Source organism: Sinorhizobium fredii NGR234, assembly GCF_000018545.1.
GTDB classification, from domain to species: Bacteria; Pseudomonadota; Alphaproteobacteria; order Rhizobiales; family Rhizobiaceae; genus Sinorhizobium; species Sinorhizobium fredii_A.
Genome location: NC_012587.1, coordinates 3,744,324 through 3,758,051 on the forward strand (window position 1 = coordinate 3,744,324; position 13,728 = coordinate 3,758,051).

General features: G+C 65.5%; 14 protein-coding genes. 6 read left to right on the forward strand and 8 right to left on the reverse strand.

Annotated features, from left to right (window positions below; all coding sequences use genetic code 11):
* Positions 1-16: 16 nt before the first annotated feature.
* From NGR_RS28735 to NGR_RS28755, 5 genes are all read right to left on the reverse strand, one after another.
* Positions 17-1,081 carry a Gfo/Idh/MocA family protein gene (locus NGR_RS28735; protein WP_012709995.1) on the reverse strand — a complete coding sequence of 355 codons (1,065 nt, stop codon included), beginning with the start codon at positions 1,079-1,081 and terminating at the stop codon, positions 17-19.
* On the reverse strand, positions 1,078-1,917 hold the full coding sequence (locus tag NGR_RS28740; RefSeq protein WP_012709996.1) for a carbohydrate ABC transporter permease: 840 nt from the start codon (positions 1,915-1,917) through the stop codon (positions 1,078-1,080). Before NGR_RS28740 ends, NGR_RS28735 begins: the two co-directional genes overlap by 4 nt.
* An 11-nt stretch (positions 1,918-1,928) precedes the next feature.
* Positions 1,929-2,876: a carbohydrate ABC transporter permease gene (locus tag NGR_RS28745; RefSeq protein WP_164924555.1), complete on the reverse strand. Its 948-nt coding sequence runs from the start codon at positions 2,874-2,876 to the stop codon at positions 1,929-1,931.
* A gap of 233 nt (positions 2,877-3,109) precedes the next feature.
* A complete protein-coding gene (locus NGR_RS28750; RefSeq protein ID WP_012709998.1) occupies positions 3,110-4,369 on the reverse strand; it encodes an ABC transporter substrate-binding protein in 1,260 nt (419 codons plus the stop codon).
* Between the two features lie 52 nt (positions 4,370-4,421).
* Entirely contained in the window at positions 4,422-5,321 is a 900-nt protein-coding gene (locus NGR_RS28755) for an N-acetylmuramic acid 6-phosphate etherase (RefSeq protein WP_012709999.1), read from the reverse strand.
* A 196-nt stretch (positions 5,322-5,517) separates the two neighbouring features.
* Here NGR_RS28755 and NGR_RS28760 point away from each other — a divergent pair, with 196 nt between their 5' ends.
* The 4 genes from NGR_RS28760 (at position 5,518) to nagA (ending at position 9,406) form a co-directional block, all read left to right on the forward strand.
* The gene (locus NGR_RS28760; RefSeq protein ID WP_012710000.1) at positions 5,518-6,402 is read left to right on the forward strand and encodes an N-acetylglucosamine kinase; all 885 of its coding nucleotides are present in this window, start codon (positions 5,518-5,520) and stop codon (positions 6,400-6,402) included.
* Complete coding sequence (locus NGR_RS28765; RefSeq protein WP_012710001.1) at positions 6,399-7,163, forward strand: GntR family transcriptional regulator; 765 nt, start codon at positions 6,399-6,401, stop codon at positions 7,161-7,163. The genes NGR_RS28760 and NGR_RS28765 overlap by 4 nt, the downstream gene beginning before the upstream one ends.
* Positions 7,164-7,226: 63 nt before the next feature.
* The gene (locus NGR_RS28770; RefSeq protein ID WP_012710002.1) at positions 7,227-8,249 is read left to right on the forward strand and encodes an SIS domain-containing protein; all 1,023 of its coding nucleotides are present in this window, start codon (positions 7,227-7,229) and stop codon (positions 8,247-8,249) included.
* The gene (nagA, locus tag NGR_RS28775) at positions 8,246-9,406 is read left to right on the forward strand and encodes an N-acetylglucosamine-6-phosphate deacetylase (RefSeq protein WP_012710003.1); all 1,161 of its coding nucleotides are present in this window, start codon (positions 8,246-8,248) and stop codon (positions 9,404-9,406) included. The genes NGR_RS28770 and nagA overlap by 4 nt, the downstream gene beginning before the upstream one ends.
* 99 nt (positions 9,407-9,505) lie before the next feature.
* Here nagA and NGR_RS28780 read toward each other — a convergent pair whose 3' ends face one another.
* From NGR_RS28780 to NGR_RS28790, 3 genes are read right to left on the reverse strand one after another with little or no spacing between them, the layout of a single operon-like run.
* Positions 9,506-10,237 carry a copper homeostasis protein CutC gene (locus NGR_RS28780; protein ID WP_012710004.1) on the reverse strand — a complete coding sequence of 244 codons (732 nt, stop codon included), beginning with the start codon at positions 10,235-10,237 and terminating at the stop codon, positions 9,506-9,508.
* Positions 10,234-11,145, reverse strand: coding sequence for an ROK family protein (locus NGR_RS28785; protein WP_012710005.1), 912 nt, complete (start codon positions 11,143-11,145; stop codon positions 10,234-10,236). The genes NGR_RS28780 and NGR_RS28785 overlap by 4 nt, the downstream gene beginning before the upstream one ends.
* Positions 11,142-12,503 carry an amidase gene (locus NGR_RS28790; protein ID WP_012710006.1) on the reverse strand — a complete coding sequence of 454 codons (1,362 nt, stop codon included), beginning with the start codon at positions 12,501-12,503 and terminating at the stop codon, positions 11,142-11,144. The genes NGR_RS28785 and NGR_RS28790 overlap by 4 nt, the downstream gene beginning before the upstream one ends.
* A gap of 191 nt (positions 12,504-12,694) precedes the next feature.
* Between NGR_RS28790 and NGR_RS28795 the strand changes: the two genes are divergently transcribed.
* A complete protein-coding gene (locus NGR_RS28795) occupies positions 12,695-13,438 on the forward strand; it encodes a sulfate transporter family protein (protein ID WP_164924695.1) in 744 nt (247 codons plus the stop codon).
* 68 nt (positions 13,439-13,506) lie between these two features.
* Entirely contained in the window at positions 13,507-13,716 is a 210-nt protein-coding gene (locus tag NGR_RS28800) for a SlyX family protein (RefSeq protein WP_164924556.1), read from the forward strand.
* Positions 13,717-13,728: the final 12 nt, after the last annotated feature.

Below are 13,728 nucleotides of genomic sequence, written 5' to 3' on the forward strand. Positions count from 1 at the left end.
GTGTCGCCCTCTTGGGTTAAAGCTTGACCGGCTTGCCGGTGCGAACGCTTTCGTCCGCCGCCAGGCAGATGCGGAGCGACTGCACCGCATCGTCCATGTGCCGGTCGAGATTGATGTTTTCGCGAATGGCCTTGAGCACGAAGGCCTGCTCGCGGTCGCAAAGGTCCTGATGGCCAGGCTCGCCTTCCATCTCGAGGTCCTCGTCGGGCTTGAGAAAACGGCCGTCCGGACCGGTCGCCGCGCTGTGCAGGCGGATGACGGCGGTCTTGGTGTGGACGTCGATGTCGTCGGACCTGGCGTCCCGATCCATGACGATCGACACGGAGCCGTTCGGGGAGATCACGTCCTTCACGAAAAAGGCGGTCTCGGAGATCATCGGCCCCCAGCCTGCCTCGTACCAGCCGACCGAACCGTCTTCGAAGATCACCTGCAGGTGGCCGTAATTGTACATGTCGGCGGCGATCTCGTTGGAGAGCCTCAGGCCCATGCCGCGCACCTCGACGGGTTTGGCGTCGGTGATCTGGCACATGACGTCGACATAATGGACGCCGCAGTCGACGATCGGCGCGGTCGTCTGCATCAGCGACTTGTGCGTCGCCCAGGTCGGTCCGCTCGATTGCTGGTTCAGGTTCATCCGGAACACATAGGGCGAGCCGAGCTTGCGCGCCTCGGCGATCAGCCGCATCCAGGACGGATGATGGCGCAGGATATAGCCGACGATGAGCTTGCGGCCGTTGGCGCGGGCACAGGCGACGACCCGCTCCGCATCGGCGACGGTCGTTGCCAGCGGCTTCTCGACGAAGACATGGCAGCCGGCCTCCATCGCCGTCACCGCATAGGCCGCGTGGCTGTCCGAATAGGTGTTGATCGAGCAGAGCTCCGGCCGGAGTTCGATCAGCGCCTCCGGGAAGGACGGCAGGATCCCGTAGCCGGAAAGCGCTTCCGGCAGAGCGACATTAGAGCGATTGACGAGGCCGGCGATCTCGAAGCCCGGGTTCTCGTGATAGGCCAGCGCATGGCTGCGCCCCATATTGCCGAGACCGGCGACGAGCACGCGGATCGGATTTGCGGAAGAACTCATTTGACCGCTCCTGCCGTGATGCCGCGGATCAACTGCCGCGAGAAGATGACGTAGAGGACGAGCACCGGGAAGATCGCCAGCGACAGGGCTGACAGAACCGCGTTCCAGTTGGTGACGAACTGGCCGATGAAGATCTGCGAACCGAGCGTCACGGTCTTCGTCGTTTCGGCCGGCGCCAGGATCAGCGGGAACCACAAATCGTTCCAGATCGGGATCATGGTGAAGACGGCGACCGTCGCCATGGCCGGCCGCACCAGCGGCAGCACCAGCCGGAAGAAGATCGCATATTCCGACAGCCCGTCGACGCGGCCGGCGTTCTTCAGGTCGTCCGAGACGGTGCGCATGAATTCCGACAGGATGAAGACCGCGAGCGGCAGGCCCTGCGCCGTATAGACGAGGATCAGCGCCGTCAGTGTGTTGACGAGGTTTGCCGCCACCATGCCCTGCAGGATCGCCACCGTGCCGAGCCGGATCGGGATCATGATGCCGAGCGCCAGATAGAGGCCCATCAGCGTGTTGCCGCGGAACCGGTATTCGGAGAGCGCGAAGGCGGCCATGGCGCCGAACAGCAGCACGAGCGCGATCGACACGACGGTAACGACGACGCTGTTCTGGAAATAGCCGATGAAGTCACCCTGCTTCAGCACCGTCTCGTAGCCGATCAGGCTGAAGCTCTCGGGCGTCGGGAAGGCGAGCGGCTCGCGGAAGATCGCATTGCGGCTCTTGAACGAGTTGGCGATCGTCAGGAACACCGGGAACAGCGCCACGAGCGTATAGGCGATCAACGCGACATGGACGGCGCCGGTCCGGGCGAACGAGGTTCTTGCTTTCGACATCCTGGTCTCCCTCAGAACTGGTAGCGGCGCATGCGGCGCTGGATGGCGAAGAGATAGAGCGACACGCCGGCCAGAATGATCAGGAACATGATCGCTGCGATCGTCGCGCCCATCGACCGGTCGCCGAGCTGGAGCTGGAACCCGAAGAAGGTGCGGTAGAGCAGGGTGCCGAGAATGTCCGTCGACTTGTCCGGGCCGGCCAGCGCGCCCTGCACCGTGTAGATCAGATCGAAGGCATTGAAGTTGCCGACAAAGGTCAGGATCGAGATGATACCGATCGCCGGCAGGATCAGCGGCAGCTTGATCTTCCAGAACTGGCTCCAGCCGGTGACGCCGTCGAGTTCGGCCGCCTCGATCACCTCGTCGGGAATGTTGAGGAGGGCCGCATAGATCAGCATCATCGGAATGCCGACATACTGCCAGACGGAGATGAGCGACACCGCGATCAGCGCCGAATCGGGCCTGCCGAGCCAGGGCGCGAACAGCCATTTCAGGCCGACGAGGTCCATGAGATAGGGCGCCACGCCCCAGATCGGCGAGAGGATCAGCTTCCAGATGAAGCCGACGATGACGAAGGACAAGAGCGTCGGCAGGAAGATCGCCGTCCGGTAGAAGGCGGTGAAGCGCAGCTTCGGGATCGACAGCATGGCGGCGAGCGCGATGCCGATCGGGTTCTGCACCACCATGTGGATCAGGAAGAAGACGAAGTTGTTCCGCAGCGCGTTCCAGAAATCCGCCGCCCAGCGCGGATCGCCGAACAGCACCTTGAAATTGCCGAGGCCCACGAAGCCATACTGGCCGTCGACGGTGTTGTAGAAGGACTGCCGCAGCGTCTCGATCAGCGGCAGGATCATCACCGCCGTGTAGACGATCAGAGCCGGCAGCAGAAAGACGAGGATATGCCAGCGGCGGGGGCGCTTGAGCGCGCCGGCGTCCATTGTGGTTTCGCGTGGTTTCATCGGCCTCTGGCCCGCTTTCTCAGGAGCTGTCGCCATCGGCACAGCCCGATTTCGCTCGAATTGCCGCCGTCCTTCGCGCGTCACGGCGCGCGGGTCACGGACATCGTCGGCACGGCCGCGTTCCGATCCGCCCGGCCTTGGGCCGGCGCTCGCCGCGGCGTCGTTCCCCTCACGAAATGGCTCGCGCGGGGCTAGGTGCGGCGCCGGTATAGGCGCCGCACGCGGGTTCAGTCTTATTTTGCCGGCTTGTACCAGCTGTCGAGACCGTCCTGCAGCTTCTTGGCGGCCACTTCCGGCGTGTCGGTGCCGTTGATGACGTTGGCCGATTCGACCCAGGTCTCGTTCTCGAGGTTCGGCGTGCCGCGCGACAGGATCTGGTAGGTCGAACGGATCGTCGACTTGCACTTTTCGCGCCAGGCGACGAATTCCTGGGCGAGCGGATCGGTCATCTTCACCGCCGTCGAGTTCAGGCTGAAGAAGCCCGGGAGCGCATTGGCATAGATTTCCGCGAATTCCGGCGAAGCGACCCAGGTCAGGAAGGTCTTGGCGGCTTCGGCGTTTGCGCTCTTGGCGTTGAGGCCGATACCGATGTCGTTGTGGTCGGAGATGTAGCAGGTGTCGCCGGCCTTCTTCACCGGCGGCGGGAAGGCGCCCATCTTGAACTGCGCCTGGGTGTTGAAGCCGGAGATTTCCCAGGAGCCGGCGGGGTAGATCGCCGCACGGCCGAGCGTGAAGAGGTTCTGGCTGTCCGGATAGGTCTGCGCCTCGAAGCCGTCGCCGAGATAGTCCTTCCACTTGGCGAGCACGCGATAGGGCTCGACCCAGGCATCGTCGGTCAGCTTCTGGTCGCCCTTCAGCAAGGCCAGGCGGCCTTCCTCACCCTTCCAGTAGTTCGGTCCGATATTCTGGTAGCCCATGGTCGCGGCCTCCCAGAGATCCTTGGTGCCCATCGCCATCGGGATGTAGTTGCCGTCGGCCTTGATCTTGTCGAGCGCCGCGAAGAATTCTTCCTCGGTCGTCGGAACGGAAAGCTTGAGCTGGTCGAAGGCGTCCTTGTTGTAGATGAAGCCGTGGATGACCGAGGCCATCGGCACGCAGAAAGTCGTCTTGCCGTCATCGGTGGTCCAGGCCGACTTGGCGACATCCGAGAAGTTCTCCATGCCGGCCAGGCTCGTCAGGTCGGCGAGGTGCTTCTTGTTGTAGAGTTCGAGCGAAGCGTCGAACGGGCGGCAGGTGATGAGGTCGCCGGCGGAGCCCGCGTCGAGCTTGGCGTTGAGCGCGGCGTTGTATTCGGTCGGCGCGGAGGGCGAGAAGACGACCTTGATGCCGGGGTTCTTGGCCTCGAAGGCGGGGATCAGCTTTTCCTGCCAGATCGCCAGGTCGTCGTTGCGCCAGCTCTCGATGGTCAGCGTCACGTCCTGCGCATGCGCATGCCCGGCCGAGCCGAGAATGCTCGATGCGAGCAGCAAGCCCTTGATTGTCGTACGGGTCATTCAGGTTCTCCCTCTTATAAGCGCCATCCCGGCGCGGTTTTGAATCCCAGTTTCATTCGCCCGAGGCGATCGCGATCGCCCGGCGCAAATTCTGATCGGCCTTGTCGAGTGCGGATTCGGCGGTGGCCAGGTCCTTGGCGCCCGAAGCCAGCAATATGGCCAGCTTGACCGAACCGGCCGCGGCGCTGATGAGCCTGCCGGCCTCGGCGGCGGAAACGCCGGTAATGTCCGAAACGATCCGGATGGCCCGGCCGCGCAGCTTGATATTGTCGGCGCGCAGGTTGACCATGTGGCCGTCGAGCACGTGGCCGAGATGGATGCCGACCAGCGTCGAGAACATGTTGAAGGCGATCTTCTGTGCCGTACCGGCGCCCATGCGCGTCGAGCCGGATATCACCTCCGGCGGCGTCTGGAGCAGGATCGCGACGTCGGTGTCTTCAAAGAGCGGTGCGGCGGGGTTGTTGGCCATCGCAATGACTTTCGCACCGCGCTTCCTGGCCTCCGCCGCGGCGGCGAGCGCATAGGGCGTCGAGCCGCTGGCGGAGACGGAGATCAAGCAATCGCCCGCCCGGATGCCGGCGCTTTCGACGTCGGCGCGCGCGAGATCCATGTCGTCCTCGTAGCCGCCGGCGAGATCGCCGAGGCTTGCGGTTCCACCGGCAAGAAGCACGACAATCTGTCCCGGGGCGATGCCGTAGGTGCCGGGAAGCTCGAGGGCATCCGCCATCGCCATCAGGCCGGAACTTCCCGCTCCCGCATAGACAAGCTTGCCTCCGCGGGAAAGCACGTCCGCGGCAATGGCCGCTGCGGACGAGATCGCTTCGATTGCCGCGTCGACGGATTTCGCTGCAGCCTGCTGGCCGGAGGCGAGCAGCCGAAGCGCAAGCGCCGGATGCATCACATCCAGGCCCTTGGCTTTGTCGTGGCGCTCTTCGGTCTTGGCTGCCGGCATTGTTGTTCTCCTCTTTCCCAAATTAATGCCAAAAAAATACCAATTGTCTAGAAGAAATTTAACTTTTGGCTAAACAAAAACAGCGTTACCAGAATTAAGTTAGTTTTTTCAAAAGTTTATATGAAAGGCGCAATGTTGGATCGAATAGCGCTTGGTTAATGGTATTTTTTTGGTATGTTAGGTGACGGAGGTGCCCATGACATCCTATCTGATCGGAATCGATGGCGGCGGAACGAGCTGCCGGGCGGCGGTCGCCGGTCCGGACGGTCGTATTCTCGGCCGCGGCAAGTCTGGCGCCGCCAATATTCTCACGGATCCCGAAACGGCGCTTCAGAATATTGCCGATGCGGCGGGGGCTGCCTTCGAGGATGCGGGGCTCGATCCGGCCGGCATAAGCCAGGCGCACGCCATTCTCGGCGTCGCGGGCCACAATGTCGGCGATGCCGTCCACTATGTGAAGCGGCGGCTGCCCTTCGCAGCCGCCGATATCGAATCGGACGGCCTGATCGCGCTGCAGGGCGCCCTCGGCGACAGGGACGGTGCCGTCGCCATTCTCGGAACGGGCACGATCTACATCGCCCGCCAGGGCGAAGCGGTCAGCTATGTCGGTGGATGGGGCTTTACGATCGGTGACCACGGCAGCGGTGCCCGTATAGGCCATGCCTTGCTGCAGGAGAGCCTGCTCGCCTATGACGGCATTCATGACGCCTCCCCGGTAACGGACTCCGTGTTGGCGGAATTCAACAACGATCCACGCGATGTCGTCGATTTTGCGCGGCTGGCGAAGCCCGGCGAGTTCGGCCGCTACGCCCCGCGGGTCTTCGACCATGCCGGGCGTGGTGATTCCGTGGCGAAGCGCTTGCTGAACGCTGCCGCGACGACTGTGGATGAAGCGCTTGACGTGGTTGTTTCCCGGGGGAGCCAGACGATCTGCCTGCTCGGCGGTCTGGCGCCGCTCTATCGTCCCTGGCTCGCCGAACGGCACCAGCCGCTCTTCGTCGAGGCGGAAGCCGATGCGCTTTCCGGCGCGGTTGCGCTTGCCGCGGCCCGCTTCGGGGCCCGGCCGGGAGCCGTCGCATGAACCAGCAGCTCGCCGCCATCCTGCCGCTCGAAAGCCTCCAGTCGGGAGGTGCGGGTCCGCTTTACCTGAAACTCCGGCAATCGCTCGAAGAGGCGATCCTGTCGGGCAAGCTCAATCATGGCGATGCGCTGCCCGCCGAGCGGGATCTCGCCGACTACGCCAATGTCAGCCGGGTCACGGTCCGCAAGGCCGTCGACGATCTCGTGCGAGACGGGCTGCTGGTGCGCCGCCACGGCTCCGGCACCTTCGTCGTCCGCCCTGTCTCGCGCGTCGAGCAGTCGCTGTCGCGTCTCACCTCCTTTACCGAGGACATGGCGCGACGCGGCCTCAACACGCGGGCCGAATGGCTGGAGCGGGGGCTTTTCCACCCGTCGCCCGACGAGATGATGACGCTCGGCCTTCCGGCCGATGCGCTGGTCGCGCGTCTCGGACGCCTGCGCATCGCCGACGACATGCCGCTTGCGATCGAGCGCGCCTGCGTTTCGGCCGAGTTCGTTCCAGATCCGCTTGCCGTCACCTCATCGCTCTATTCCGCGCTCGAAAAATCACAAGCCCGACCGGTCCGCGCCGTGCAGCGCATCTCCGCCTGCAACATCAAGAACCCCGATGCAACGATGCTCGGGGTTGCGGTCGGGGCGGCCGGCTTGTCGATCGAGCGCGTCTCCTATCTCGCGTCGGGTCGCGTCGTGGAATTCACCCGCTCGCTCTACCGGGGCGACACCTATGACTTTGTCGCGGAGCTGACGATTCCGGAAAGCTGACCGCCGGAGGGTGCGGTTTCCCGCCCGCGTCCCGCTCACGCCTGTTTACGAAAGGACTTGACGATGCAGACCAACATGCGGCGCGAGATCGACGAGATTCCCGAGGCCGTCGCGAGATTGCTCGATCGCTCGGCCACGGCACTTGCCGCCGCCGGCGCGGCACTGCGCGCCAAGGACCCGGCTTTTCTGGTGACCATCGCCCGCGGTTCCTCCGACCATGCAGCGCTGTTCCTGAAATATGCGATCGAACTCGCGGCGGGCCGTCCGGTCGCCTCGCTCGGGCCGTCGCTGGCATCGATCTACTGCGCCGAGCTGAAACTTGGCGGCGCCGCGGCGATCGCCATTTCGCAGTCCGGCAAAAGTCCCGACATCGTGGCAATGGCCGAGGCCGCAACCCGGGCCGGTGCCGTCTCGATCGCGCTGACGAACACCTTGCCCTCGCCGATCGCCGAGGCCTGCAGCCATCCGCTCGATATTCTCGCCGGCCCCGAACTCGCCGTCGCCGCGACCAAGTCCTATGTCAACTCCATCGTCGCCGGCCTTGCCGTCCTCGGCGAATGGACCGGTGACGCGGCCCTGAAGCGCGCCGTCGCCGACCTGCCGAATCAGTTCGCCAAGGCGGTGAAGCTCGACTGGCAGGATTTCGCCGCCGACCTCGGCGAGGTAGAGTCGCTCTATGTGCTCGGCCGCGGCCCGGCGCTGGCGATCGCCAGCGAGGCGGCGCTGAAATTCAAGGAGACGTCCGGCATGCATGCCGAGGCCTATTCCGCGGCGGAAGTGCTGCACGGGCCGGTGGCGCTGGTCGGCGCCCGCTTCCCGGTCCTGGTGCTCGCCGCCCGCGACGCCGCCGAGGCCTCGGTCGCCGAGATCGCCGACGCCATGAGCGCCAAGGGCGCGGTGGTGCACGTCACCTCGGCCCGGGCGCAACAAGCCAAGCGCCTGCCCTTCGTCGAGACCGGCCACCCGATTACCGACGCGCTGGCGCTGATCCTGCCGTTTTACGGCTTCGTTGAAGCCTGGTCGCGCTCGCGCGGTCTCAACCCGGACGCACCGGCGAGCCTGAAGAAGGTAACGGAGACACGATGACTGCGAGAAAGAAGATCACCGGAGCGCGGATTTTCGACGGCATCGACTGGCACGACGGATGCACGCTCCTCATTGAGGCAGGGCATATCAAGGGGATCGCGCCGCCCGGTGCCACTGCCGGCGAGGCGGAGACGGTCGACGCGCGCGGCCTGCTTCTCGTGCCCGGCTTCATCGACCTGCAGGTCAACGGCGGCGGCGGCGCGCTCTTGAACGAGCAGCCGACGCTCGACGGCATCCGGCAGATCTGCGCGGCGCACGCCAAATTCGGCACGACGGCGCTGCTGCCGACGCTGATTACCGACACGCGCGAGATCCGCGCCAAGGCGATCGAGGCTGGTCTTGCGGCCCAGGCCGCGGCGGTGCCCGGTTTCCTCGGCCTGCATCTCGAAGGCCCGCATCTCTCGGTCGCCCGCAAGGGAGCCCACGACCCGGCGCTGATCCGCCCGATGGAGGACGCCGATCTCACCGAGATGCTCGCCTGCGTGAAGGCGCTCGGCTCCCTGATGGTCACCGTCGCGCCGGAAAATACGACGAAGGAGCAGGTGCGCGCCCTTGCAACGGCCGGCGCCGTGGTCAGCCTCGGTCATACGGATGTCGGCTTCGAGACGGCCTGTGCCTATGCGAAGGCGGGCGCCCGGACCGTTACGCATCTCTTCAACGCCATGAGCGGCCTTGGCCACCGCGAGCCGGGGGTCGTCGGCGCAGCACTTGCCACCGGCACGCTGCATGCCGGGCTGATCGCCGATGGCTTCCACGTCGATCCGGCCTCGATGGGCATCGCGCTGCGCGGCAAGCGGGGGCCGGGGCAGATTTTCCTGGTGACCGACGCCATGTCGCCGATCGGCACCGATATGAAGAGCTTTTTCCTGAACGGCCGCGAGATCCTGCGCAAGGACGGACGCCTGACGCTTGCCGACGGCACTCTCGCCGGCGCCGATATCGACATGCTCTCTTCCGTCCGCTTCGTGCATGAAAAGCTCGGCCTGCCGATCGAGGAGGCGATCCGCATGGCCTCCGCCTATCCGGCCGACGTGATGGGCATCGCCTCGCACAAGGGCCGGCTCCTGCCCGGCACTGACGCCGATTTCGTGCTGTTGACGCCGGAACTCGGTATGAAATCGACCTGGATCGGTGGGGAACGGGTCTTTGCCGCTTAGGGCGGAAGACATCGGCTTGCAGAGGGGGTGTTCGTGTGCGCCTCCCTCTACGCGCTGCCAGATGCTCGCGGCAACCAGCCAGCTAGACCCAATTTCTCTCTAGGTCGTGAAGGCTCCGAGTCTCGCCTTCAGCGCCATGACGGTTGCCGTATCCGTGCGGCGGCGTTCCGGCGGCGCAAAGCCCATCTCAACCACCCTCGCATCATTAGCCGGCTCAAGAATTGAGCACGAGGAATGAACCTCGGTGACGCGCAGCTTTGGCAAGATCTGACCGATCATATGCACGGTGACGCCGGAGCCCGGCATGATCGAGAGCCGGCCGTCGGCCAGTTCCATCAACCGGGCCAGCATATCGACCGCTTCCGGCGCGGTTCTGGCGCCGCCGGAGGTCAGGATACGCTCGAAGCCGAGGTCCACTGCGCTGGCGATCGCCTCAGTGAAATCCGGCACAAGGTCGAAGGCGCGATGCAGAGTCAGCCCCAACCCAGCGGCCTGGCAGGTGAGCTCGCCGAGCGTCCGTGCGTCGAGCCGTCCGCCCGGCAGCGATGCGCCGAGCACGACGCCGGCGAGCCCGGCGGCGCGTACCGCATCGATGTCGCGGCGCATGATGTCGAGTTCGTCGGCGTTGAACACGAAGTCGCCGGGGCGCGGCCGGATCATCGCATAGGCCGGCACCGGCGCGCCGGCCGCAAGCGCCATTAGGCCGGCGCTCGGAGTCAGCCCGCCGACGGCGAGCGCCGAACAGAGTTCGATGCGGTCCGCGCCGCCTTCGACCGCAGCCGCCAGACCTTCGGCGTCATCGACGCAGACCTCGAGCAGGATGCTGCTCATCGGCCGGTCCCCCCGAAACCGAGCAGGGCGGCGCCGATCAGCCCCGGCTCCACCCGGCATTCGCCGCGCACAACCAGCGGTCTTTGGAAGCGGCGGAGGCTGCGCTCTCGTACCGCCCGGTCGATCTCGATGAGCAGCGCCTCGGAATTGGAGAGACCGCCGCCGACCGGCACGATGGTCGCGCCGGTGATGTTGATGACGAGCGCCAGCGGCGCGCTGACGAGGTCGACGAAGATGTCGATGGTCCGCGCCGCCTCGGTCTCTTCGGCCTGCCAGGCCGCGATGATTTCGCGGCTGGAAAGCGACCTGCCGTGGATCGTCTCGTGGAGACGCTCGAGCCCGCGCGCGCCTCCGACGGTATCGACGCAGCCGCGTTGGCCGCAGCCGCAGTCGAAGGTCGGGATCGCGATGGGTGGGTGCCCGGCGTATGACGCAGCCACCGGGCCGTGGCCCCATTCGCCGGCAAAGCCGCCATCGGCATTGATCAGCCTGCCATCCACCACCAGACCGCCGCCGACGCCGGTGCCGAGGATCGCCCCGAACACGATGCGATGGCCGCGACCGGCGCCGATCCCGGCTTCCGCCAGCGTGAAACAGTCGGCGTCATTGGCGATCACCACCGGCAGGTGAAGCGCCGCCTCGAGCTCGGCCGCCAGCTCGCGCCCGTCGATGCAGGGGATGTTAGCGCATTTGATCCGCCGCGTATCCGGATCGATGACGCCGGTGACCGAAATGGCAACTCGGTCGGGCACGCCGCCCGCCTCGTCGAGCACCGATTCTAGTGCTTCGACGAAACGGCGGAAATCGGCAAGCGGCGTCGTCCGGCGGGGCAGCGGGAAGATCCGCTCCGGCGAATGGGTGATGGCGCCCTTGATAGCCGATCCGCCGATATCGAAGCAGACGATCATGCCTCGCCCCGGATCAGCGCCTCAAGCGCCAGTGCTGCGGAAAGCAGCCGGTCGTCCTGGTGGTGCGGCGCGGAGAGAAGGAAGCCGACCGGCATCCCCGCCGCCCCGGTGCCGCAGGGAATGGACACGCCGCAGAAATCGAGGAAATTGCCGATCGACGTATTGCGCAGCGTCTTGGCGTTGACCTTGAAGAACAGATCGTCGTCGGCAAGCAGCGGATCGACCGGCGGCGCCACATGGGGCACTGTCGGATGCGCGATCAGTTCGCCAGGCTTCAGGCTTTCGACGGTCTCGTGGATCAAACGATCGCGGGCATAGAGAAGGGCGATGTAGTCGCCAACGGTGATTTTCTCGCCGAGGCGGGTCCGGACGACGACACGCTGATCCATGCGGGCGGCGTCCGATCCGGCAAGCCGCTCGCGGTGCAGCGCATAGGCCTCCGCATTCACCAATGCGCCGTGGCGGGCAATCAGCTCGAAGATTTCGGCGAAGCTCGGGAAAGCCTGCCGCCGTACCCGGACCCCGGCAGCCTCGAGCCTTTTGATCGCCGTCTCGAAAGCGGCGACGACCTCGGCCTCCGCCTCGTCGAAGACGATCGTCTCGGGAATGACGAGCGAGAGATCGGCAAGCTCGGCGCGGCGGATCACCGGCGCCGTCAGGCTGTGCATGGCCGCATCCGCCCAAACGGCATCCTGCACGCTGTGGCACAGGGGGCCGAGCGAATCGAGGCTCTGGGCGAGCGGAAAGACGCCCTTCATCGTGTATCGGCCGCGCGTCGCCTTGTAGCCGACAATGCCGGTCATCGCCGCCGGAATGCGCACCGAACCGCCGGTGTCGGTGCCGATCGCCAGCGGCACGAGCCCGGCGGCGACTGCCGCGGCCGAGCCGGAGGAGGAGCCGCCGGGAATGCGGTGCACGTCCGGCGACGCCGGATTGCGGGGCGTGCCGTAATGCGGATTGACGCCGAGGCCGGAGAAGGCGAACTCGCTCATATTGGTGCGGCCGACGCTCACCATGCCGGCACTGCCAAGCGCCGCAACGACGGCTGCGTCCGAGGAAGCCGGGGGATTGTCCTTCAGCACGACGGAGCCGGCGGTGGTGACGCTGCCCGCCATATCGAAGAGATCCTTCCAGGCGACCGGCAATCCGTCGAGCAGGCCGAGCGAGCGGCCGGCCTTGATCCGTTCGGAGGCCGCCTTGGCTTCCCGCTCGGCGCGCTCGCGCGTCAGCCCAACGAAGATCGACTGGTCGGCATGGGTTTCGATCCGCGTCAGCGTGTCGCCGGCGAGCGCGACCGGATCCAATTGTCCCGATTGCACGAGAACGGCGAGGCTCGCGAGCGTCTTGTGATGGGTCATGGCTTTTCCCCTGGCTGTCATCGGGTCCGGCGTAGCGGCCCAGCTGTTTTTCCGCTTTAGCATATCGCCGTGCACTGTGTTTGCCAGCGTCAGATTCTTAGGTGCAATGCCAGAGGACGCGGCGCAAGTGCCTTGCCGACGCCCGTGCGGCTGCCTACATCGGTCCCACTTGTCCTTTGCGGAGATCCATGATGATTCTCGACTCGGCGCGGCTCGCCTTCACCAATCTCTTTGCTTCGGAGACACGTGCCGTTTTCTGGAAGGTCATCGGCCTCACGCTGCTGGCGCTCGTCGCCCTCTGGTTCGCGCTGCGCGAACTGTTCGTCTGGCTTGCCCTTCCCTGGATCGACGTATTGATGCCCGGCACGCCGGAATGGGCCGGCTGGATCACCTTCGTCGTCGGCATTTTCGCCAGCCTGGGCCTCGCGCTCGCCTTGGCGCTGCTGCTCGCCCCGGTGACGGCGCTGATCGCCGGCTTCTTCCTCGACGATGTCGCCGAAGTGGTGGAGAAGCGCGACTATCCGGCCGAGCCGCCGGGGACCCCGCTGCCGCTCGCCGAGGCGATGGTGAGCTCGGTGAAATTTCTCGGCGTCGTCGTTCTCGGCAACATCCTCGCGCTCTTTCTGCTGCTCGTGCCGGGCGTCAACCTCATCGCCTTCTTCCTCGTCAACGGCTATCTGCTCGGACGCGAATTCTTCGAGTTCGCCGCCATGCGGCACCGCACGCCGGCCGAGGCGCGGCTCTTCCGCGCCAAGCACCGCGCCACGGTGTTTCTCGCCGGCCTGGTGGTGGCGGCTTTTCTGGCCGTGCCGTTCATCAACCTGCTGACGCCGCTCTTTGCAGCGGGCATGATGGTGCACTTGCACAAGCGGCTTTCGGCGCGCGATCCCGGCTTCGCCGCCGCGGACCCGGTTGCCGCCGGGGCACGCGGCTGACCGCTCGCTTGACGGGGTTGCCAGGCTGGTCAATCGGCCATCGAACAGGGAAAAACATGGAGACGCGCATGAGCGAGATGGAAAGCCGGATCGTCGGTTTGGAAGAGATGGTAGCGCATCAGGCGAAGACCATCGAGGAGCTTTCCGACCAGCTCGCCGAGCAGTGGAAGGTGGTCGAGCAGACGCGCGCCAAGCTCGACCGGCTGACCGAGCGGTTCCTGAGTCTCGAGGAAGAGACCCGCGAAGCGATCCCGGTGACGCGTCCGCCGCATTTTTGATGCGCGGCAGCA

Bases quoted from the DNA above. Each gene is read 5' to 3' on its own strand.
- NGR_RS28765 (WP_012710001.1), top strand. From the start codon at position 6,399: ATGAACCAGCAGCTCGCCGCCATCCTGCCGCTCGAAAGCCTCCAGTCG.
- NGR_RS28795 (WP_164924695.1), top strand. From the start codon at position 12,695: ATGATTCTCGACTCGGCGCGGCTCGCCTTCACCAATCTCTTTGCTTCG.
- NGR_RS28745 (WP_164924555.1), bottom strand. From the start codon at position 2,876: ATGAAACCACGCGAAACCACAATGGACGCCGGCGCGCTCAAGCGCCCC.
- NGR_RS28770 (WP_012710002.1), top strand. From the start codon at position 7,227: ATGCAGACCAACATGCGGCGCGAGATCGACGAGATTCCCGAGGCCGTC.
- NGR_RS28790 (WP_012710006.1), bottom strand. From the start codon at position 12,503: ATGACCCATCACAAGACGCTCGCGAGCCTCGCCGTTCTCGTGCAATCG.
- NGR_RS28750 (WP_012709998.1), bottom strand. From the start codon at position 4,369: ATGACCCGTACGACAATCAAGGGCTTGCTGCTCGCATCGAGCATTCTC.
- NGR_RS28740 (WP_012709996.1), bottom strand. From the start codon at position 1,917: ATGTCGAAAGCAAGAACCTCGTTCGCCCGGACCGGCGCCGTCCATGTC.
- nagA (WP_012710003.1), top strand. From the start codon at position 8,246: ATGACTGCGAGAAAGAAGATCACCGGAGCGCGGATTTTCGACGGCATC.
- NGR_RS28760 (WP_012710000.1), top strand. From the start codon at position 5,518: ATGACATCCTATCTGATCGGAATCGATGGCGGCGGAACGAGCTGCCGG.
- NGR_RS28800 (WP_164924556.1), top strand. From the start codon at position 13,507: ATGAGCGAGATGGAAAGCCGGATCGTCGGTTTGGAAGAGATGGTAGCG.
- NGR_RS28755 (WP_012709999.1), bottom strand. From the start codon at position 5,321: ATGCCGGCAGCCAAGACCGAAGAGCGCCACGACAAAGCCAAGGGCCTG.
- NGR_RS28735 (WP_012709995.1), bottom strand. From the start codon at position 1,081: ATGAGTTCTTCCGCAAATCCGATCCGCGTGCTCGTCGCCGGTCTCGGC.
- NGR_RS28780 (WP_012710004.1), bottom strand. From the start codon at position 10,237: ATGAGCAGCATCCTGCTCGAGGTCTGCGTCGATGACGCCGAAGGTCTG.
- NGR_RS28785 (WP_012710005.1), bottom strand. From the start codon at position 11,145: ATGATCGTCTGCTTCGATATCGGCGGATCGGCTATCAAGGGCGCCATC.